Below are 19713 nucleotides of genomic sequence, written 5' to 3'. Positions count from 1 at the left end.
TCCAGCATCTTTTTCAGACCATCGAGAGGCGTGCGGCCCACACCGCGGGCAGATGGCACGCAGGAAGCCCGGACTAATAAGATGGCATTGAAATCCCCCGCGTTTCGTAAAAAATTTCCATTGTTGGTAACCGGCAGTCTGCTGGCTATGCAACCTCTGGCCAGTCAATTCGTTGTTGCCGCCGAGCAGTATGACTGCTCCGTCTCGGCTACGGGTGGCTGGGACTGTGCGCCCAAGTCGCCCGCCGCGGCATTGCCGCCGCGCCCGGTGCATGACGGCAGTGCCGTCAGCGCCGCCGGCGAGCCTGCGGCCGACAAGGGTTCCGACGCCGACACTGGCGCGAAAACCGCACTGGTCACCGAGTCCAAGGGCCGCGGCCTGAAATCCCGTAGCGAAGACTACAGTCACCTCGACTGGGTTCCGCGCGAGAAGCTCACCGCCGCCCAATTGGCCGAGACCGGTCCTTACTGCTCTGGTTCCTATATCGAACCGATTCGTCCTGGCATGAATGACAAGACGAATAAAAGTGACGCGCCGACCTTCATCGGTGCCAAAGCGTCGCGTTACGAGCAGGACACCCAGGTCGCCAGCCTTGCCGGTGACGTGATCATGCGTCAGGGCAGCATGCAGGTCGAAGCCGACGAGGCCAATCTGTATCAGGCCGAGAGCCGTGGCGAACTGGCCGGCAACGTGCGCATCCGTGACAACGGCGCGCTGATCGTCGGCGACCACGCCGATGTGCAACTCGACACCGGCGAAGCCAAGGTCGACAACGCCGAATACGTGATGCACAAATCGCGCATCCGCGGTAACGCGCTGTATGCCAAGCGTGCCGAAAACGCGATCATCCGCTTGAAGGACGGCACGTACACCACTTGCGAACCGAACAGCAACGCCTGGCAGCTCAAGGGCAACAACATCACCTTGAACCCGGCGACCGGTTTCGGTACCGCGACCAACGTGACGTTGCGCGTCAAAGACATCCCGATTCTGTACACCCCGTACATCTACTTCCCGATCGACGACCGTCGCCAGTCAGGTTTCCTGCCGCCGACCATCGGTTCGGGCAGCGACACCGGCTTCATGCTGGTCACCCCGTACTACTTCAACCTGGCGCCGAACTATGACGCCACGTTGTACCCGCGCTACATGAGCAAGCGCGGCATGCTGGTGGAGGGTGAGTTCCGTTACCTGACCAAGTCGAGTGAAGGGCAGTTCGGTGCATCGTACCTCAACGATGAGAACGACGATCGCAAGCGCCAGTCCGACTACAACGAGACTCGCTACATGTACAACTGGCAGCACAAGGGCGGTCTCGATTCCCGCGTGCTGACCCAGGTTGACTACACCAAGATCAGCGATCCGTATTACTTCCAGGACCTGCAAACCGACCAGATCGGCGTCAAGAGCGACGACTTCGTCAATCAGCAGGGCTCGGTCACTTATCGTGGCGACAACTACACCGCACGCCTCAACGCTCAGCAGTATCAACTGGCGACCGTTTCGAACATCACACCATATGGCCGTCTGCCGCAGATCACCTTCAATGGTCAGCTGCCGTATCACCCGGAAGGTCTGAATTTCGATTACGAGACCGAGCTGGTTCGCTTTGATCGCGACCTGCGTAGCGGCACGTTTGTACAGGAAGACGGCATCACTACCGAGTCGCGCCTGGACAACAACATCACTGGCCTGGCTCGCGCCAATGGCGATCGTTTGAATCTGAAGCCGGGCGTCAGCCTGCCGATGAACTGGACGTATGGCTTCCTCAAGCCATCGCTGAAGTACCAGTACACGCAGTATCAGCTTGATCTGGACAACACCGGCAAATCGCAGATCGATGCGATGACCGCAGAACAGAGAAAGCTCAACGGCGAGTTCGACAGCAACCAGAACCGTGGCGTACCGATCGCCAGCATCGATGGTGGCCTGTACTTCGACCGCAACACCTCGTATTTCGGCAAGAACTACCGTCAGACCCTGGAACCACGCCTGTTCTACCTCTATGTACCTGAGGTTGATCAGGAAGACATTCCGGTTTTCGACACCAGCGAATACACCTTCAACTACGCCTCGCTGTTCCGCGACAACCGCTTCTCCGGCGCAGACCGTGTCGGCGACGAGAACAAACTGTCGCTGGGCGTAACCAGTCGCTGGATTGAAGACAATGGTTTTGAGCGTCAGCGCATCAGCGTCGGCCAGGCTCTGTACTTCAAGGATCGCAAGGTTCAACTGCCGGGTATCGCTTTCAACGATCGTGACGACGCGAAATCCGACGTTTCGCCATACGCGCTGGAATACGAATACCGCTGGAACCGCGATTGGCGCACCACTGCCGACTACAACTGGGACCCGGACAGCCGCAGCCCACGATCCGGCAGTGCGATGTTCCACTATCAGCCGGAAGACAACCCGAACAAAGTCATCAACGTTGGTTATCGCTACCGTAATGACCAGGTTCGTTATGACCAGAACACCGGTAAATGGTCTGTGGGCGGCGGTGACTATGGCACCCCGGGCCAACCTGGCTACGTGAAGGACTACTACAAGATCCAGCAGCATGACTTCTCGGTCATCTGGCCGATCGTTCCGCAGTGGAACGCCATCAGTCGCTGGCAGTACGACTACAACCGCAATCGCACGCTGGAAGCCTTCGGTGGTTTCGAATACGACAACTGCTGCTGGAAACTGCGCCTGATCAACCGTTACTGGGTTTCCTATGACGAGTTCAGCCAGGAAGCTCCGCAAAACGAAAAAGGCGACCATGGCGTCTTCCTCCAAATTGTTCTGAAGGGACTCGGCGGCCTGACTGGCGCCAAGGTAGAGAGCTTCCTCGACAAAGGCATTCAAGGTTATCGTGAACGTGAAGACCAAGCTTTCTGATTGTCTGCGCCCGCTGCTGCTGGGCGCGCTGTTCCTGGGTACGGCGGCCAACGCCGCCGTACAGTCCATCGATAAAGTGGTGGCGATCGTCGATAACGACGTGGTCATGCAGAGCCAACTGGACCAGCGCGTTCACGAAGTTCAGCAGACCATCGCCAAGCGCGGTGGCGGTCTGCCGCCTCCGGGCGTGCTCGATCAGCAAGTGCTCGAGCGTCTGATCGTCGAAAACCTGCAACTGCAGATCGGCGAACGCTCGGGCATCCGCATCACTGACGAAGAGTTGAACCAGGCTGTCGGCACCATTGCTCAGCGCAACAACATGAGTGTCGATCAGTTTCGTGCTGCGCTCGCTCGTGATGGCCTGAACTATGACGACGCCCGTGATCAGATCAAGCGCGAGATGATCATCAGCCGTGTGCGTCAGCGTCGTGTGGCCGAGCGCATCCAGGTGTCCGAGCAGGAAGTGAAGAACTTCCTCGCCTCCGACCTCGGTAAGATGCAGCTGTCCGAAGAACTGCACCTGGCCAACATCCTGATTCCGACCCCGGAAAGCGCCAACTCTGAAGCCATTCAGAGCGCTTATCGTCAGGCCATGGATGTTTACCAGCAGCTCAAGCAAGGCGCCGATTTCGGTCAGATGGCCGTGGCCAAATCCGGCAGCGACAACGCGCTGGAAGGCGGCGAGATGGGCTGGCGTAAAGCCGCACAACTGCCACCTCCGTTCGATCGTGAGCTGAGCAGCATGGCGGTTGGCGACATCACTCAGCCTGCGCGCACGCCGGGCGGCTTCATCATTCTGAAGCTGCTGGGCAAACGTGGCGGCGAAGCGCAGATGCGCGACGAAGTGCATGTCCGCCACATCCTGGTCAAGCCGAGCCCGATCCGCGACGAAGCCAAGACCAAGGCACTGGTGCAATCGTTGTATGACCGCATCACCGCCGGCGAAGACTTTGCCGAGCTGGCGAAAAACTACTCGGAAGATCCGGGTTCCGCCCTCAACGGCGGCGACCTGAACTGGATCGACCCGAACGTGCTGGTACCGGAATTCCGCGAAGTGATGGCTTCGACCCCACAAGGTCAGCTGTCCAAGCCATTCCAGACCCAATACGGCTGGCACGTGCTGGAAGTCCTTGGCCGTCGCGCCACTGACGGCACCGAACAGGCCCGTGAGCAGCAAGCAATGACTGTACTGCGTAACCGCAAATACGATGAAGAGCTGCAAACCTGGCTGCGTCAGATCCGTGACGAAGCATACGTAGAGATCAAACTCCCTGGTGCAGACCAGGCAGCGCAGTGAAACCCAAGCGTTTCGCGCTGACACCCGGCGAACCGGCCGGCATCGGTCCCGACCTGTGCCTGCTGCTCGCCTCGCAAGCCCAGCCACATCCCCTGATTGCCATCACCAGCCGCGACCTACTCCTTGAGCGGGCCGCGCAGCTGGGGCTGGCCGTCAGTCTGCTGGATGTCGCGCCGGGGCAGTGGCCAGATGTTCCAGCACCGGCCAACAGCCTGTACGTCTGGGACACGCCGCTCAGCGCACCGGTAATCGCCGGGCAACTGGACAAGGCCAACGCTGCATTCGTCCTCGAAACCCTGACCCGCGCCGGCAACGGATGCCTGAACGGTGATTTCGCAGGGATGATCACCGCGCCGGTGCACAAAGGTGTGATCAACGAGTCGGGCATCGCGTTCTCTGGACACACTGAATTTCTCGCCGACCTGACGCACACCGCGCAAGTAGTGATGATGCTGGCCACTCGCGGTTTGCGCGTGGCGCTGGTCACCACCCACCTGCCCCTGCGCGAGATTGCCGACGCGATCACCCCGGAGCGGCTGGAGCGGGTCACGCGAATCCTGCACGCCGACCTGCAAGACAAATTCGGCATCGCCCGGCCCCGCATCCTGGTCTGCGGTCTCAACCCGCATGCCGGTGAAGGCGGCCACCTGGGCCATGAAGAAATCGACATCATCGAACCGACATTAGAGCGCCTGCGCGGCGAGGGCATGGACCTTCGTGGCCCGCTGCCTGCCGACACTCTGTTTACCCCCAAATATCTGGAGCACTGCGACGCAGTGCTGGCGATGTACCACGACCAGGGCTTGCCCGTGCTCAAGTACAAAGGCTTCGGCGCTGCCGTCAACGTGACGCTGGGCCTGCCGATCATCCGCACCTCGGTCGACCATGGCACCGCCCTGGATCTGGCCGGCAGCGGCAGGATCGACACCGGCAGCCTGCAAGTCGCCCTGGAAACCGCCTACCAGATGGCCGAGACCCGTTTATGAACGAGCAATACCAACACAAGGCGCGCAAACGCTTTGGTCAGAACTTTCTCCACGATGCCGGTGTTATCGACCGCATTCTGCGCTCCATCCACGCCAAGCCTGACGACCGCCTGCTGGAAATCGGCCCCGGTCAGGGTGCGCTGACCCAAGGTTTGCTGGGCTCCGGCGCGCAACTCGACGTAGTGGAGCTGGACAAGGATCTGATCCCGATCCTCAATCAGCAGTTTGCCGGCATGAGTAATTTCAACCTGCATCAGGGCGATGCGCTGAAGTTCGACTTCAATACACTGAACGCCGCGCCAAACAGCCTGCGGGTGGTCGGCAACCTGCCGTACAACATCTCCACGCCGTTGATTTTTCACCTGTTGAACAACGCCGGCATCATTCGCGACATGCACTTCATGCTGCAGAAAGAAGTGGTCGAGCGCCTGGCCGCAGGCCCGGGTGGCGGTGACTGGGGTCGTCTGTCGATCATGGTCCAGTACCATTGCCGCGTGGAACATCTGTTCAACGTCGGCCCGGGCGCATTCAACCCGCCGCCGAAAGTCGACTCGGCGATCGTTCGTCTGGTGCCCCACGCGGTACTGCCGCACCCGGCCAAGGATCACAAGTTGCTGGAGCGCGTGGTACGCGAAGCCTTCAATCAGCGCCGCAAAACCTTGCGCAACACCCTCAAGCAATTGCTCAGCAATGCCGAAATCGAAGCCGCTGGCGTTGATGGCAGCCTGCGTCCCGAGCAGCTGGATCTGGCCGCATTCGTGCGCCTGGCCGACCAGCTCGCGATACAGGCCCCGGCAGCTCCCGCCGCCGACTGACTCGCGATGAACGCTATCGGGCAGCACACCACTCTGGTTTACTGCCCGATACTTGCCTAGACTGATTCCCCATCAGCTACGCCCCGCGTTCCGCTTCATTAAGGCCTTCTTGCATGTCCGATTCCCGTTATCAGGTCGATGTCAGCGTCGTCACCCGCTATCTGCCAGACCAATCGCAACCCGAACACGACCGTTTCGCCTTCGCGTACACCATCACCGTACAGAACAACGGCAAGGTTGCGGCCAAGCTTCTGTCCCGGCACTGGGTGATCACCGATGGTGACGGCCATGTCGAACACGTGCGCGGTGAAGGCGTCGTCGGCCAGCAACCGTCGATCGATGTAGGCAAGAGCCATGTCTACACCAGCGGCACAGTGATGACCACCAAGGTCGGCACCATGCAGGGCACTTATCAAATGCTCGCCGACGACGGCAAACATTTCGATGCAATCATTGAACCGTTTCGCCTCGCCGTGCCCGGAGCCCTGCACTGATGACGACGTATGCCGTCGGTGACCTGCAAGGCTGCCTCGAACCGCTCAAGTGCCTGCTCAAACAAGTTGCCTTCGACCCGGCGCTTGACCGGCTGTGGCTGGTCGGCGATCTGGTCAACCGTGGCCCGCAGTCGCTGGAAACCCTGCGTTTTCTCTTTGGCATGCGTGAGTCGCTGGTCTGCGTGCTCGGCAATCACGACCTGCACCTGCTGGCCGCCGCGAAGAAGATCGAGCGTTTGAAGAAAGGCGACACACTGCGCGAAATCATCGAGGCCCCCGATGGGCCGCAACTGATGGAATGGCTGCGCCAGCAAAAGCTGATGCATTACGACGAAACACGCGATGTTGCGATGGTCCATGCTGGCATCCCGCCGCAATGGTCGCTGCGCCGTGCGTTGAAGTGCGCCGCCGAAGTCGAGACCGCCTTGCGTGACGACAACGTGTTCCCCGCCTACCTTGACGGTATGTACGGCAATGAACCGGCGAAATGGGACAACGACCTCAAAGGCATTGATAGGCTGCGGGTGATCACCAATTACTTCACGCGCATGCGCTTTTGCACCGCTGAGGGCAAACTCGACCTCAAAAGCAAGGAAGGCCTCGACAGCGCGCCGCCCGGCTACAAGCCGTGGTTTCAGCACAAGGAGCGCAAAACCAAAGGCCTGCGCATCATCTTCGGTCACTGGGCCGCGCTCGAGGGCAATATCCATGAGCCGGGCATTTCCGCGCTGGACACCGGATGCGTCTGGGGCGGCAGCCTGACGCTGATGAACGTCGACAGCGGCGAACGCCTGTCATGCAAATGCGACGAGCACGGCGGACTTGCGCCATCAGTCGCCCCACTCACCCCCAACGATTCGCCCGTCAACGCCTCGCGTTAGACTGCGCCTTCAGTAGAGCAACAGGTACTTTGTCATGACCGAATTCAAACGAATCCCGCCGGAACAGGCGCAGGCCCTGCGTGAACAGGGCGCAGTCGTAGTCGACGTACGCGATCCGGCGACCTTTGCCGCGCTGCATATCAGCGGCTCCAAACATCTCGACAACCATTCCCTGCACGCTTTCATTCAAGGCGCCGACCTCGATGCACCGACCGTCGTGGTCTGCTACCACGGCAATTCCAGCCAAGGCGCAGCCGCCTATCTGGTCGGCCAGGGCTTCTCCGACGTCTACAGCATGGATGGCGGTTTCGAGCTGTGGCGTACGACCTATCCTTCGGAAACCGCGCAAGGCACCGACGAATAATTTTTTTGCCCGGCGCAGGCCCCGGCTGCCGTGGGCCTGCGCGCGGCAGACGAACGGTCTGCCACAACTAATTACGTATCTCGCCTTTACCTCTCGAATTCCCAACTATCCTTAAGCGCAGGCCATCCAAAACAGGGGAGAGCCGGTACACCGGCGCGCGGGTCATCGGGAGTAGCTTTCGCGGTTTGTCGACCGTGGGAGAATTCTGGGGGGTAAACAGCAGCTGCCACAGCGACTGCTGCCAGCATCGACTGAGTGATCCGGCGTCGGCTCCACGTATCGAGCGAGGTGACGTCATGAGTATCTTTAGCCACTTCCAACAACGCTTCGAATCCACACGCCAGGAAGAACTCTCTCTGCAGGAGTACCTGGAGCTGTGCAAAAACGATCGCAGCGCCTACGTTTCCGCCGCCGAACGTCTGTTGATGGCGATCGGCGAACCGGAACTGCTCGACACTTCGACCAATTCGAGGCTGTCGCGCATCTTCTCCAACAAGGTGATCCGCCGCTATCCGGCCTTTGAAGACTTCCACGGGATGGAAGAATGCATCGACCAGATCGTCTCGTATTTCCGCCACGCCGCCCAAGGCCTGGAAGAGAAGAAACAGATTCTTTATCTTCTCGGCCCCGTTGGCGGCGGTAAATCGTCCCTGGCCGAGAAGCTGAAACAGCTGATGGAGAAAGTGCCCTTTTATGCCATCAAGGGCTCGCCGGTCTTCGAGTCGCCTCTGGGTCTGTTCAACGCCACCGAAGATGGCGCGATCCTCGAGGAAGATTTCGGCATTCCACGGCGCTACCTGAACACCATCATGTCGCCCTGGGCGACCAAGCGCCTGGCCGAATTCGGCGGCGACATCAGCCAGTTCCGCGTGGTCAAGCTGTACCCGTCGATCCTCAATCAGATTGCCGTGGCCAAGACCGAACCCGGTGACGAGAACAACCAGGACATCTCGGCTCTGGTCGGCAAGGTCGATATCCGCAAACTCGAAGAATTCCCACAGAACGACGCTGACGCCTATAGCTACTCCGGTGCGCTGTGCCGGGCCAACCAGGGCTTGATGGAATTCGTCGAAATGTTCAAGGCGCCGATCAAGGTGCTGCACCCATTGCTGACTGCTACCCAGGAGGGCAACTACAACAGTACCGAAGGCCTCGGCGCGATTCCGTTTACCGGCATCCTGCTGGCTCACTCCAATGAATCGGAGTGGCACACCTTCCGCAACAACAAGAACAACGAGGCGTTCATCGACCGCATCTACATCGTCAAAGTGCCGTACTGCCTGCGCGTCAGCGACGAAGTGAAGATCTACGACAAACTGCTTTTCAACAGTTCCCTGTCCAAGGCGCACTGCGCACCGGACACCCTGAAAATGCTCGCGCAGTTCACTGTGCTGTCGCGCCTCAAGGAGCCGGAAAACTCCAACATCTATTCGAAGATGCGCGTCTACGACGGCGAAAACCTGAAAGACACCGATCCGAAGGCCAAGTCGATTCAGGAGTACCGCGATTCGGCCGGTGTCGACGAAGGAATGAACGGCCTGTCGACCCGCTTCGCCTTCAAGATCCTCTCCAAGGTGTTCAACTTCGACCCGCATGAAATCGCCGCCAACCCGGTGCACCTGCTCTATGTGCTTGAACAACAGATCGAACAGGAACAGTTCCAGGCCGAAACCCGCGAACGCTACCTGCGCTATCTGAAGGAGTACCTGGCGCCGCGCTACATCGAGTTTATCGGCAAGGAAATCCAGACCGCTTATCTGGAGTCCTACAGCGAATACGGTCAGAACATCTTCGACCGCTACGTGCTGTACGCGGATTTCTGGATCCAGGACCAGGAGTATCGCGACCCGGAAACCGGCGAGATCCTCAACCGCGTGGCCCTGAACGAAGAACTGGAAAAAATCGAAAAACCGGCCGGAATCAGCAATCCGAAGGATTTCCGCAACGAGATCGTCAACTTTGTCCTGCGCGCCCGGGCCAACAACAACGGCAAGAACCCGACCTGGCTCAGCTACGAAAAACTGCGGGTGGTCATCGAGAAGAAAATGTTCTCCAACACCGAAGACCTGCTGCCCGTCATCAGCTTCAACGCCAAGGCCAGCAAGGAGGATCAGCAAAAACACAACGACTTCGTTACGCGAATGGTTGAACGTGGCTACACCGATAAACAGGTACGCCTGCTGTCCGAATGGTACCTGCGGGTCCGCAAGTCGCAGTGAGGCAGCTGCAAGCTATAAGCCACAAGCTGCAAGGAGAACGCGCGTGAATCCCCATCCGGGTGAATCGGCCTCTACTTGCAGCTTGCAGCTCAAAACTTGAAGCTCCCCGGAGGGGCCTTATGAGCTATGTGATCGACCGACGCCTCAATGGCAAAAACAAGAGCACGGTGAACCGCCAGCGTTTTCTGCGGCGCTACCGTGACCACATCAAAAAGGCTGTCGAAGAGGCAGTCAGTCGCCGCTCCATTACCGATATGGAGCACGGTGAGCAGATCAGCATTCCCGGTCGCGACATCGACGAACCGGTACTTCATCACGGACGCGGCGGCAAACAGACCGTGGTGCATCCCGGTAACAAAGAGTTCACGGCCGGTGAACATATCGCCCGTCCACCGGGCGGCGGCGGTGGGCGCGGCCCGGGCAAGGCCGGCAATTCAGGCGAAGGCATGGACGAGTTCGTCTTCCAGATCACGCAGGAAGAGTTTCTCGAATTCATGTTCGAAGATCTGGAACTGCCGAACCTGGTCAAACGCAACCTGACCGGCACCGACACGTTCAAAACCGTCCGCGCCGGGATCAGCAATGAAGGTAACCCTTCACGCATCAATATCATCCGCACGTTGCGCTCGGCTCATGCGCGTCGTATCGCCCTGTCTGGCAGCAGCCGCGCGAAATTGCGCGAAGCCAAGGAAGAGCTGGCACGGCTCAAGCGCGAAGAACCGGACAACTTCGGCGATATTCAGGAACTCGAAGCTGAAATCGAGAAACTCAGCGCGCGCATTCACCGCGTGCCGTTCCTCGATACCTTCGACTTGAAATACAACCTGTTGGTCAAGCAACCCAACCCCAGCTCCAAAGCAGTGATGTTCTGCCTGATGGACGTGTCCGGTTCTATGACGCAGGCCACCAAGGACATCGCCAAGCGCTTTTTCATCCTGCTGTACCTGTTTCTCAAGCGTAACTACGACAAGATCGATGTGGTGTTCATCCGTCACCACACCAGCGCCCGGGAAGTGGACGAAGAGGAGTTTTTCTATTCTCGTGAGACCGGCGGCACCATTGTTTCCAGCGCCCTGAAGCTGATGCAGGAAATCATGGCCGAGCGCTATCCGAGCAACGAGTGGAACATCTACGCCGCTCAGGCCTCCGACGGCGACAACTGGAACGACGATTCGCCGATCTGCCGCGACATCCTGATCAATCAGATCATGCCGTTTGTGCAGTACTACACTTACGTGGAGATCACCCCGCGCGAACATCAGGCCCTGTGGTACGAATACGAACGCATCGCCGAAGCCTTCTCTGACACGTTTGCCCAGCAGCAACTGGTCTCGGCCGGAGATATCTATCCGGTCTTCCGTGAACTCTTCCAGCGCAGGTTAGTGACATGACCGCCAAAGAGCAGAAGCGCCAACCCATTTCCACCGGCTCCGAATGGACATTCGAGCTGATCCAGACCTACGACCGCGAAATCGCCCGGATCGCGGCCCGCTACGCGCTGGATACCTATCCCAACCAGATTGAAGTGATTACCGCCGAGCAGATGATGGACGCCTATGCCTCAGTGGGCATGCCGCTGGGCTATCACCACTGGTCCTACGGCAAACACTTCCTCAGTACCGAAAAATCCTACAGTCGCGGACAAATGGGCCTGGCTTACGAGATCGTGATCAACTCCGACCCGTGCATCGCCTATCTGATGGAAGAAAACACCATCTGCATGCAGGCGCTGGTGGTGGCCCATGCCTGCTATGGCCACAACAGCTTCTTCAAGGGCAACTACCTGTTCCGTACCTGGACTGACGCCAGTTCGATCATCGATTACCTGGTGTTCGCCAAGCAGTACATCATGCAGTGCGAAGAGCGCCACGGCATCGATGCCGTGGAAGACCTGCTCGATTCCTGCCATGCCCTGATGAATTACGGTGTCGACCGCTACAAGCGCCCGTATCCGATTTCCGCCGAAGAAGAGCGCCGGCGGCAGAAGGATCGCGAAGAGCACATGCAGAAGCAGATCAATGATCTGTGGCGCACCATTCCCAAAGGCGCGGACAAATACAGCGACAAGGACAACGCCCGCTTCCCGGCCGAACCGCAGGAAAACATCCTCTATTTCATCGAGAAACACGCGCCGCTGCTGGAACCCTGGCAGCGCGAGATCGTGCGCATCGTGCGCAAGATCGCCCAGTATTTCTATCCGCAGCGCCAGACCCAGGTCATGAACGAAGGCTGGGCAACGTTCTGGCATTACACGCTGATGAATGACCTGTATGACGAAGGCCTGGTCACCGACGGCTTCATGATGGAATTCCTCACCTCGCACACCAGCGTGGTATTCCAGCCGGGTTTCGACAGTCCGTACTACAGCGGCATCAACCCCTATGCATTGGGTTTCGCCATGTACCGCGACATTCGGCGCATGTGCGAAGAGCCTACCGAAGAGGATCGCCGCTGGTTCCCGGACATCGCCGGTTCCGACTGGCTGTCGACCATCAAGTTCGCCATGAGCAGTTTCAAGGACGAGAGCTTCATCCTGCAGTACCTGTCGCCCAAGGTGATCCGTGATCTAAAGCTGTTCAGCATTCTCGATGACGACCAGAAAGACGACTTGCTGGTGCCGGCCATTCATGATGAGGGCGGCTACCGCATCATCCGTGAAACCCTGGCAGCGCAATACAACCTCGGCAATCGTGAGCCGAACGTGCAGATCTACAGCATCGATCGGCGCGGTGATCGCTCGCTGACCCTGCGCCATCAGCAGCACGACCGCAAACCCTTGGGCGACTCCACCGAAGAAGTCCTCAAGCACCTGCACCGGCTCTGGGGCTTCGACATTCATCTGGAAACCCTGCAAGGCGACCAGATCATGAAAACCCATCACGTGCCGCCACGCAGTGAACACAGCGAAGGCGATTACGGCCGGCTCGATCTGGCCGTGATTCATCTTTGATCCGGTTCCGGCCTCCGAAAGTCTGACGCAAGGGTTATCCTGTCGGACTGACGGAGGTTTTTTATGCAGGTTTACAAGGTTGGCGGCGCAGTACGTGATCGCCTGTTGGGGTTGCCGGTCACTGACATCGACAGGGTCGTGGTGGGCGCCACCACGGAGGAAATGCTCGCCAAGGGATACCGCCCGGTTGGCGCCGATTTTCCGGTGTTTCTACACCCCAAAACCGGTGAGGAATATGCCCTCGCCCGTACGGAACGCAAAAGCGGTCGCGGTTACGGCGGCTTCACCTTCTACGCAAGTCCCGAAGTGACGCTTGAAGAAGACCTGATTCGCCGCGACCTGACGATCAATGCCATGGCCGAGGACGATCAGCTCAACCTTACCGATCCGTACCATGGCCAGCGCGATCTTGAAGCGCGAATCCTGCGCCATGTATCCCCGGCATTCGCCGAAGATCCGCTCCGTGTCCTGCGTGTTGCCCGTTTTGCTGCGCGCTACGCAGGATTGGGTTTCACGGTTGCCGACGAAACCATGGATCTCATGCGCCAGCTCAGCCAGTCCGGCGAACTGCAGGCTCTGACTGCCGAACGCAGTTGGAAGGAAATTTCCCGGGCGTTGCTGGAAGACCATCCACAGGTCTTCATCCAGGTATTGCGCGACTGCGGCGCGCTCAAAGAGCTGATACCGGAAATCGATGCCCTGTTCGGCGTACCCCAGCCGGAAACTCATCACCCGGAAATCGATACCGGCTTGCACACCCTGAGCGTGCTGGAGCAATCAGCCCTGCACAGGCAGCCGCTGACGGTGCGCTGGGCCTGCCTGCTGCACGACTTGGGCAAAGGCCTGACGCCGGAAGACGAATGGCCTCGGCATATCGCCCATGAGCACACCGGGCTGAAGCTGATCAAAGCGGTCAACGAGCGCTTCAAGGTCCCCAAGGACTGTCAGGAACTGGCGCTGCTGGTGGGGCAGTACCACACCCATGGGCACCGGGCGCTCGAGTTGAAAGCCTCGACGCTGTTGGAGTTGCTGCAAAGTTTCGATATCTATCGCCGGCCACAGCGCTTCGAGGAATTTATCGCCGCGTGCGAGATGGACGCCCGTGGCCGCAAGGGCCTGGAGCAGCGCAGTTATCCACAGGCGGATTATTTGCGCGGAGCGGCGAAAGCTGCGCGAGCGGTGGCGGTGCAGCCGCTGCTGGAAAAGGGCTTCAAGGGGCCGGAACTGGGTGAAGCGCTGAAGCGGGAACGACTGAAGGCGTTGAAAGCCTACAAAGAGGCGGCGACAGCCTGATAAAAAACTTCGCGAGCAGGCTCGCTCCCACAGGAGACCTCAATCCAATGTGGGAGCGAGCCTGCTCGCGAAAGCGCATTTGATATCACCGCAAATCCGAAGGCGTGAGCTGCTCCCCCCGCCATTCGAACGCAACCGGCGCCAACACCTGATCAATTTGCGCCTCAGCCCACAACGTCGCAAAGCTCTTGCCCACCCCCGGATGCACCCGATCCGGCGCAATCAACGACAGCGGCCACAGCACAAATGCGTTTTTCAGGATTTCCGCACGCGGCAGCATCAATCCATCGAAATTACCCACCAGATCGCCATACAGCAGCACGTCGATATCCAGCGGCAGACCTTTGCGATCCGGGGCATAACGACCGTTGTCCGCCTCGATGAATTTCAAGCGGCGGTCAAGCTCCATCAACGGCAGATCGGTGTACGCCGAGACCACGAAATTGAAGAACGGCCCGCTCTTGATGCCCACCGGTTGGCTCTCGAACACCGCCGAACAACGGATATCCACCAGGAACGTGGCCAGCGCATCGAGACCGGCGCGCAAATGGGTTTCGCGCTCGATATTGCTACCGAGCCCGAGGTAGACCTGAGTCAGCGACATCCGCGCTCGATCTCCACACCCACACCACCCTTGGCCGCTGGAACGGCGCCCGGCTTGGTCAGTTTCAGTCGCACCCAAGTGATCTTGAATTCGGCCATGAGCACTTCAACCAGACGCTCGGCGAAGGTTTCGACCAGCTGGAACTGCGCCTGCTCGGCGAAGGCCTGAATGCGCGTGGAAACACTGGCGTAATCGAGCGCCAGGGTCAGGTCGTCACCGGCGGCGGCCGGGCGATTGTCCCAGGCGAAGCTCAGATCAAGACGCAGGCACTGACGGATGCCGCGCTCCCAGTCGTAGGCACCGATCACGGTGTCGACTTCCAGGCCCTCGATAAACACTCTGTCCAAGCACTTCTCTCCGCTGCACGACAAGGGCGCGATGCGCCGTTAGAATCAGGGCGTCCTCGCCCGGAATAGTTAGCATGTTTTGGTTACTGGCGATTCTCGCCTACCTGCTCGGCTCGCTGTCCTTTGCCATTTTGCTCAGCCGCCTGACCGGAAATCCGGATCCGCGAATGAGTGGCTCGGGTAATGCCGGCGCCACCAACATGCTGCGCCTGGCCGGTCGCAAACTGGCGATCCTGACCCTGCTCGGTGATCTGTGCAAAGGCCTGCTGCCGGTGCTGATCGCCTCGGGCGCGGGCCTTTCAGTGCAGGATCAGGCCTGGGTCGGCGTGTGCGCCGTGATCGGTCACCTGTTCCCTTTGTACTTTCGCTTTCGCGGCGGCAAAGGCGTTGCCACTGCCGCAGGCATGCTGCTCGGCCTGTATCCACCCGCCGCGCTGCTGGCAGTATGTGCCTGGCTACTGACGTTTTACCTGACCCGCACCAGCTCGCTGGCGGCGCTGATTGCCACGCCACTGACCCTGCCATTGCTGGCCTGGCAGGAGCCGGAAGCCTTGCTGCCAATGAGCGCGCTGACCTTGCTGATTGTCTGGCGCCATCGCGGCAATCTACGCGACCTGTTTGCCGGGCGCGAACGGCATTTCTGACTGCCGTCCATGAGCGTCGCTCATTACAGCGCCGACAACTGCTCCATTGGCCAGCGTGCCTGCACGGTGATTGCCAGACTTTCCTGCTGGCCGGCCTTCAGGCGCTGGCAACCGGCAAATGCGATCATCGCGCCATTGTCGGTGCAGAACTCCGGGCGCGCATAGAACACATCACCCTTCATATCGCCGAGCATTTTTTCCAGCGAAACCCGCAACGCCTTGTTGGCGCTGACGCCGCCGGCAATCACCAGTCGCTTCATGCCCGCCTGTTTCAGGGCGCGCTTGCACTTGATGGTCAAAGTCTCCACCACGGCCTGCTGGAACGCCAGCGCGATGTCGCAACGGGCTTGCTCGCCGTCGTCCCCGGCGCTGACGCATTGCTGCCAGGTATTGAGGGCGAAGGTTTTCAGGCCGCTGAAACTGAAGTCCAGACCCGGGCGATCACACATCGGACGCGGAAAGGTGAAACGTCCTGCGACGCCCTTCTCGGCCAGCTTGGCGATTTCCGGCCCGCCGGGGTAATTGAGGCCCATCATTTTTGCGGTTTTGTCGAAGGCTTCACCGGCCGCATCGTCGAGCGTCTCGCCGAGCAGGCTGTATTGGCCAATGCCGTCGACCTGAACCAACTGGGTATGGCCACCGGAAACCAACAAAGCGACGAACGGGAATTCCGGCGGTTTCGGTTCCAGCATCGGCGCCAGCAAGTGGCCTTCCATGTGGTGCACGCCAAGCGCCGGAATGCCCCAGGCAAACGCCAGCGCCTGCGCGCAGGATGCACCGACCAGCAGCGCGCCGACCAGGCCAGGACCTGCGGTGTAGGCGATTGCGTCGATCTCGGTCGGCACACAGTCGGCCTCGGCCAACACCTGACGGATCAAGGGCAGCATGCGTTTGACGTGGTCACGCGAGGCCAGCTCCGGCACCACACCGCCATAGACACGGTGCAGGTCGATCTGACTGAACAGCGCGTCGGCCAGCAGACCGCGTTCACTGTCATACAATGCGACGCCGGTTTCGTCGCAGGAGGTTTCTAATCCCAGTACTAGCATGGGTTTGCGCCTTGTTTAGGCTGAATTCGAAGGCGCGCATAATAGTCGCCACGTGATGCCCCGACCAGCGGTTTTCGATCAGAGGCTTTGCATTCCGAGCGATGAGGGGTTAACATCCGCAACCCTTAAAAACCGACGTCTTCAAGTGCTCTTTTGCCGCGAGGATGTTGACCCCGGTAATGAATGAAGGTAGCTCTGGATGCCAGCCGTCAAAGTAAAAGAGAACGAACCCTTCGACGTAGCTCTGCGTCGTTTCAAGCGCTCCTGCGAAAAAGCCGGTGTACTGGCTGAAGTTCGTAGCCGCGAATTTTACGAGAAGCCAACTTCTGAGCGTAAGCGCAAGGCAGCAGCCGCTGTTAAGCGTCACGCCAAGAAAGTTCAGCGCGAACAGCGCCGCGCCGTTCGTCTGTACTAATCCACAGACGTTCGTAGCAAGCTTCTTGCCTAAGCCCGGCCCTCAGCCGGGCTAATGGCATTTGCGTAAAACGCTTGATGCTTCACCGTCGACGCCGCCGATGCGACCGAGACAAATCTGCTTCACCGCGTCAGGCCTGGCTCTTTTGCCAGCGGTGCACGTCTTTTCTGACGAGCCTTTCAAGGCTACTGACGAGCACACCCACTGATTCCTCTTACGACGATCAGCCCAAGGCACCTGCATGCGTGCCCGCTTTATTGAGCTATCCGAGGTCGACAATCGGCCGTCAGCGGATTCAGCGCAACACTTTCACATAGTCGAAGACTGATAGGTACTAACGTCAGTGGATTTTCGGCAGATACACTTCCCGACAGCGATTACGCAGACGACACCGGTCGAGCCGCACTTTTTGTGCGTTTCCAGCAATGGCCCGCGTCCGACGGCCTGTCGCAACGGATTTATTGCAGCGCAGACGACGAGAACGCCATGGCCGGGCTGATTCCCCAGAGCTTCATTGACGACCTGCTGAACCGCACCGACATCGTCGACGTGGTCAGCTCGCGCGTGCAATTGAAGAAGGCCGGCAAGAACTACACCGCCTGCTGCCCGTTCCATAAAGAGAAAACCCCGTCATTCAGCGTCAGCCCCGACAAACAGTTCTATTACTGCTTCGGTTGCGGCGCCGGCGGCAACGCCCTCGGCTTTCTCATGGATCACGACAACCTGGACTTCCCCCAGGCCGTCGAAGATCTGGCCAAAGCCGCCGGCATGGAAATCCCCCGCGAAGAAAGCGGTCGCGAGCGCAAGCCGCGCCAGCCGACCGATTCGCCGCTGTACCCGCTGCTGACCGCCGCCGCTGATTTTTACCGGCAGGCACTCAAGAGTCATCCGTCGCGCAAGGCTGCGGTGGATTACCTCAAGGGGCGCGGGCTGACGGGCGAGATCGCTCGGGATTTCGGCCTCGGTTTTGCGCCGCCGGGCTGGGACAACCTGCTCAAGCATCTGAGCAGCGACACGTTGCAACAGAAGGCCATGATCGAAGCTGGCCTGCTGATCGAGAACGCCGAAACCGGCAAACGCTATGACCGCTTCCGCGATCGCGTGATGTTCCCGATTCGCGATACCCGCGGACGGATCATCGCCTTCGGCGGTCGCGTACTGGGCGACGACAAGCCCAAGTACCTGAACTCACCGGAAACCCCGGTATTCCATAAAGGCCAGGAACTCTACGGCCTTTATGAAGCACGCAAGAACAATCGCAACCTCGACGAAATCATCGTCGTCGAGGGTTACATGGACGTCATAGCCCTCGCCCAGCAAGGCTTGCGCAATGCCGTCGCCACGCTGGGTACCGCGACCAGCGAAGAACACCTCAAGCGCTTGTTCCGCGTCGTCCCGAACGTATTGTTCTGCTTCGACGGCGACCAGGCCGGCCGCAACGCGGCCTGGCGCGCACTGGAAGCGACCCTGCCGTGCCTGCAGGACGGTCGTCGCGCGCGGTTCCTGTTTTTGCCCGAAGGCGAAGACCCGGACACCCTGGTTCGCGCCGAAGGCACCGATGCTTTCAAGGCGCGCATCAATCAGCACGCGCAGCCGCTGGCCGATTATTTTTTCCAGCAACTGACCGAAGAAGCCGACCCGCGCTCTCTTGAGGGCAAGGCACACATGGCCACCCTCGCCGCACCATTGATCGACAAGGTGCCGGGAGCGAACCTGCGCATCCTCATGCGTCAGCGCCTGACCGAGATTACCGGCCTGAGCAGCGAGACCGTCAGCCAATTGGTTCAGAGTGCGCCGCAGGAAGCACCGCCCGCCTACGATCCGGGCTTCGATTATGACGCCATGCCGGACTACAGCGACTACCATCAGCCGCAGGCACAGGACATGTATGTGCCGCAGCAGGAATGGACGCCGAAGAAACCCGGCGCCGGCGGCAAGAAGTGGGACAAGAAACCGTGGGACAAGAACGGCAAACGTGGTGGCGATCGCGAACAGCAGCGCCCGCGTACACCGATTGGCGTTGAATCGCCAACCCTGACGGCACTGCGCACATTGCTCCATCATCCGCAACTGGCCAAGCGCGTCGAAGACGCCGGGCACATTGCCGATGAAAATCAGACCAACGCCCAGCTGCTTGTGGCGCTGCTCGAAGCCGTACAGAAGAATCCCAAGCTAAACTCATTTCAGCTGATCGCGCGATGGCACGGTACTGAACAGGGTCGCTTACTCAAGGCGCTGGCAGAAAAGGAATGGCTGATTGACGGAGATAACCTTGAACAACAGTTTTTCGACACCATTACTAGCTTGTCCGCCCGCCAACGCGAGCGAAATCTCGAACAGTTACTCAGGAAAGCGCGGCAAAGCGAACTGAGCGTCGAAGAGAAAAATCAACTGCGCGACCTTTTAAGTCGCAATGTTTCCGCATCAAACCCGACCTCAACTGGCGCGTGAGGTCATAGCTCAGGTATAATC

General features: G+C 59.4%; 17 protein-coding genes. 14 read left to right on the top strand and 3 right to left on the bottom strand.

Annotated features, from left to right (window positions below):
- Positions 1-81 precede the first annotated feature (81 nt).
- From J2Y39_RS18195 to J2Y39_RS18145, 11 genes are all read left to right on the top strand, one after another.
- On the top strand, positions 82-2883 hold the full coding sequence (locus J2Y39_RS18195) for an LPS-assembly protein LptD (RefSeq protein WP_236167649.1): 2802 nt from the start codon (positions 82-84) through the stop codon (positions 2881-2883).
- Complete coding sequence (gene surA / locus J2Y39_RS18190; RefSeq protein WP_310219021.1) at positions 2858-4180, top strand: peptidylprolyl isomerase SurA; 1323 nt, start codon at positions 2858-2860, stop codon at positions 4178-4180. The genes J2Y39_RS18195 and surA overlap by 26 nt, the downstream gene beginning before the upstream one ends.
- Positions 4177-5166, top strand: coding sequence for a 4-hydroxythreonine-4-phosphate dehydrogenase PdxA (gene pdxA, locus J2Y39_RS18185; protein WP_016772897.1), 990 nt, complete (start codon positions 4177-4179; stop codon positions 5164-5166). The genes surA and pdxA overlap by 4 nt, the downstream gene beginning before the upstream one ends.
- Entirely contained in the window at positions 5163-5981 is an 819-nt protein-coding gene (gene rsmA, locus J2Y39_RS18180; RefSeq protein ID WP_310219020.1) for a 16S rRNA (adenine(1518)-N(6)/adenine(1519)-N(6))-dimethyltransferase RsmA, read from the top strand. Before pdxA ends, rsmA begins: the two co-directional genes overlap by 4 nt.
- A 113-nt stretch (positions 5982-6094) precedes the next feature.
- Positions 6095-6475 carry a Co2+/Mg2+ efflux protein ApaG gene (gene apaG, locus J2Y39_RS18175; protein ID WP_095181410.1) on the top strand — a complete coding sequence of 127 codons (381 nt, stop codon included), beginning with the start codon at positions 6095-6097 and terminating at the stop codon, positions 6473-6475.
- Positions 6475-7356, top strand: coding sequence for a symmetrical bis(5'-nucleosyl)-tetraphosphatase (locus J2Y39_RS18170; RefSeq protein ID WP_310219017.1), 882 nt, complete (start codon positions 6475-6477; stop codon positions 7354-7356). Before apaG ends, J2Y39_RS18170 begins: the two co-directional genes overlap by 1 nt.
- A gap of 34 nt (positions 7357-7390) precedes the next feature.
- On the top strand, positions 7391-7720 hold the full coding sequence (gene glpE / locus J2Y39_RS18165) for a thiosulfate sulfurtransferase GlpE (protein ID WP_056786663.1): 330 nt from the start codon (positions 7391-7393) through the stop codon (positions 7718-7720).
- Between the two features lie 296 nt (positions 7721-8016).
- Positions 8017-9939 (top strand): PrkA family serine protein kinase, encoded by a 1923-nt coding sequence (locus tag J2Y39_RS18160; protein ID WP_016772892.1) that lies wholly within the window; start codon positions 8017-8019, stop codon positions 9937-9939.
- 119 nt (positions 9940-10058) lie between these two features.
- Positions 10059-11330, top strand: coding sequence for a YeaH/YhbH family protein (locus J2Y39_RS18155; protein WP_039757709.1), 1272 nt, complete (start codon positions 10059-10061; stop codon positions 11328-11330).
- Entirely contained in the window at positions 11327-12889 is a 1563-nt protein-coding gene (locus J2Y39_RS18150) for a SpoVR family protein (protein ID WP_024014545.1), read from the top strand. The genes J2Y39_RS18155 and J2Y39_RS18150 overlap by 4 nt, the downstream gene beginning before the upstream one ends.
- Positions 12890-12952: 63 nt before the next feature.
- Entirely contained in the window at positions 12953-14182 is a 1230-nt protein-coding gene (locus J2Y39_RS18145) for a multifunctional CCA addition/repair protein (protein ID WP_310219014.1), read from the top strand.
- An 85-nt stretch (positions 14183-14267) separates the two neighbouring features.
- On the opposite strand, the gene folK is transcribed toward J2Y39_RS18145, so the two are convergent.
- Entirely contained in the window at positions 14268-14786 is a 519-nt protein-coding gene (gene folK / locus J2Y39_RS18140) for a 2-amino-4-hydroxy-6-hydroxymethyldihydropteridine diphosphokinase (RefSeq protein ID WP_122699657.1), read from the bottom strand.
- Positions 14777-15133, bottom strand: coding sequence for a dihydroneopterin aldolase (folB, locus tag J2Y39_RS18135; protein WP_016772885.1), 357 nt, complete (start codon positions 15131-15133; stop codon positions 14777-14779). Before folB ends, folK begins: the two co-directional genes overlap by 10 nt.
- A gap of 74 nt (positions 15134-15207) precedes the next feature.
- Between folB and plsY the strand changes: the two genes are divergently transcribed.
- Complete coding sequence (gene plsY, locus J2Y39_RS18130) at positions 15208-15777, top strand: glycerol-3-phosphate 1-O-acyltransferase PlsY (RefSeq protein WP_310219012.1); 570 nt, start codon at positions 15208-15210, stop codon at positions 15775-15777.
- A 23-nt stretch (positions 15778-15800) separates the two neighbouring features.
- On the opposite strand, the gene tsaD is transcribed toward plsY, so the two are convergent.
- On the bottom strand, positions 15801-16826 hold the full coding sequence (gene tsaD, locus J2Y39_RS18125; protein ID WP_039757706.1) for a tRNA (adenosine(37)-N6)-threonylcarbamoyltransferase complex transferase subunit TsaD: 1026 nt from the start codon (positions 16824-16826) through the stop codon (positions 15801-15803).
- Positions 16827-17025: 199 nt separating this feature from the next.
- Here tsaD and rpsU point away from each other — a divergent pair, with 199 nt between their 5' ends.
- Positions 17026-17241: a 30S ribosomal protein S21 gene (gene rpsU / locus J2Y39_RS18120; RefSeq protein WP_002551877.1), complete on the top strand. Its 216-nt coding sequence runs from the start codon at positions 17026-17028 to the stop codon at positions 17239-17241.
- Between the two features lie 486 nt (positions 17242-17727).
- On the top strand, positions 17728-19692 hold the full coding sequence (dnaG, locus tag J2Y39_RS18115) for a DNA primase (RefSeq protein ID WP_150743558.1): 1965 nt from the start codon (positions 17728-17730) through the stop codon (positions 19690-19692).
- Positions 19693-19713: the final 21 nt, after the last annotated feature.

The organism is Pseudomonas sp. 2957, assembly GCF_031456345.1.
In the GTDB taxonomy this organism is placed as follows: domain Bacteria; phylum Pseudomonadota; class Gammaproteobacteria; order Pseudomonadales; family Pseudomonadaceae; genus Aquipseudomonas; species Aquipseudomonas siliginis.
Note: the sequence above shows the minus strand (reverse complement) of the source record. Positions and strands in the feature narration are given on the sequence as shown.

Bases quoted from the DNA above. Each gene is read 5' to 3' on its own strand.
- J2Y39_RS18155 (WP_039757709.1), top strand. From the start codon at position 10,059: ATGAGCTATGTGATCGACCGACGCCTCAATGGCAAAAACAAGAGCACG.
- J2Y39_RS18150 (WP_024014545.1), top strand. From the start codon at position 11,327: ATGACCGCCAAAGAGCAGAAGCGCCAACCCATTTCCACCGGCTCCGAA.
- rpsU (WP_002551877.1), top strand. From the start codon at position 17,026: ATGCCAGCCGTCAAAGTAAAAGAGAACGAACCCTTCGACGTAGCTCTG.
- J2Y39_RS18145 (WP_310219014.1), top strand. From the start codon at position 12,953: ATGCAGGTTTACAAGGTTGGCGGCGCAGTACGTGATCGCCTGTTGGGG.
- J2Y39_RS18170 (WP_310219017.1), top strand. From the start codon at position 6,475: ATGACGACGTATGCCGTCGGTGACCTGCAAGGCTGCCTCGAACCGCTC.
- dnaG (WP_150743558.1), top strand. From the start codon at position 17,728: ATGGCCGGGCTGATTCCCCAGAGCTTCATTGACGACCTGCTGAACCGC.
- apaG (WP_095181410.1), top strand. From the start codon at position 6,095: ATGTCCGATTCCCGTTATCAGGTCGATGTCAGCGTCGTCACCCGCTAT.
- J2Y39_RS18195 (WP_236167649.1), top strand. From the start codon at position 82: ATGGCATTGAAATCCCCCGCGTTTCGTAAAAAATTTCCATTGTTGGTA.
- plsY (WP_310219012.1), top strand. From the start codon at position 15,208: ATGTTTTGGTTACTGGCGATTCTCGCCTACCTGCTCGGCTCGCTGTCC.
- J2Y39_RS18160 (WP_016772892.1), top strand. From the start codon at position 8,017: ATGAGTATCTTTAGCCACTTCCAACAACGCTTCGAATCCACACGCCAG.
- tsaD (WP_039757706.1), bottom strand. From the start codon at position 16,826: ATGCTAGTACTGGGATTAGAAACCTCCTGCGACGAAACCGGCGTCGCA.
- rsmA (WP_310219020.1), top strand. From the start codon at position 5,163: ATGAACGAGCAATACCAACACAAGGCGCGCAAACGCTTTGGTCAGAAC.
- folK (WP_122699657.1), bottom strand. From the start codon at position 14,786: ATGTCGCTGACTCAGGTCTACCTCGGGCTCGGTAGCAATATCGAGCGC.
- glpE (WP_056786663.1), top strand. From the start codon at position 7,391: ATGACCGAATTCAAACGAATCCCGCCGGAACAGGCGCAGGCCCTGCGT.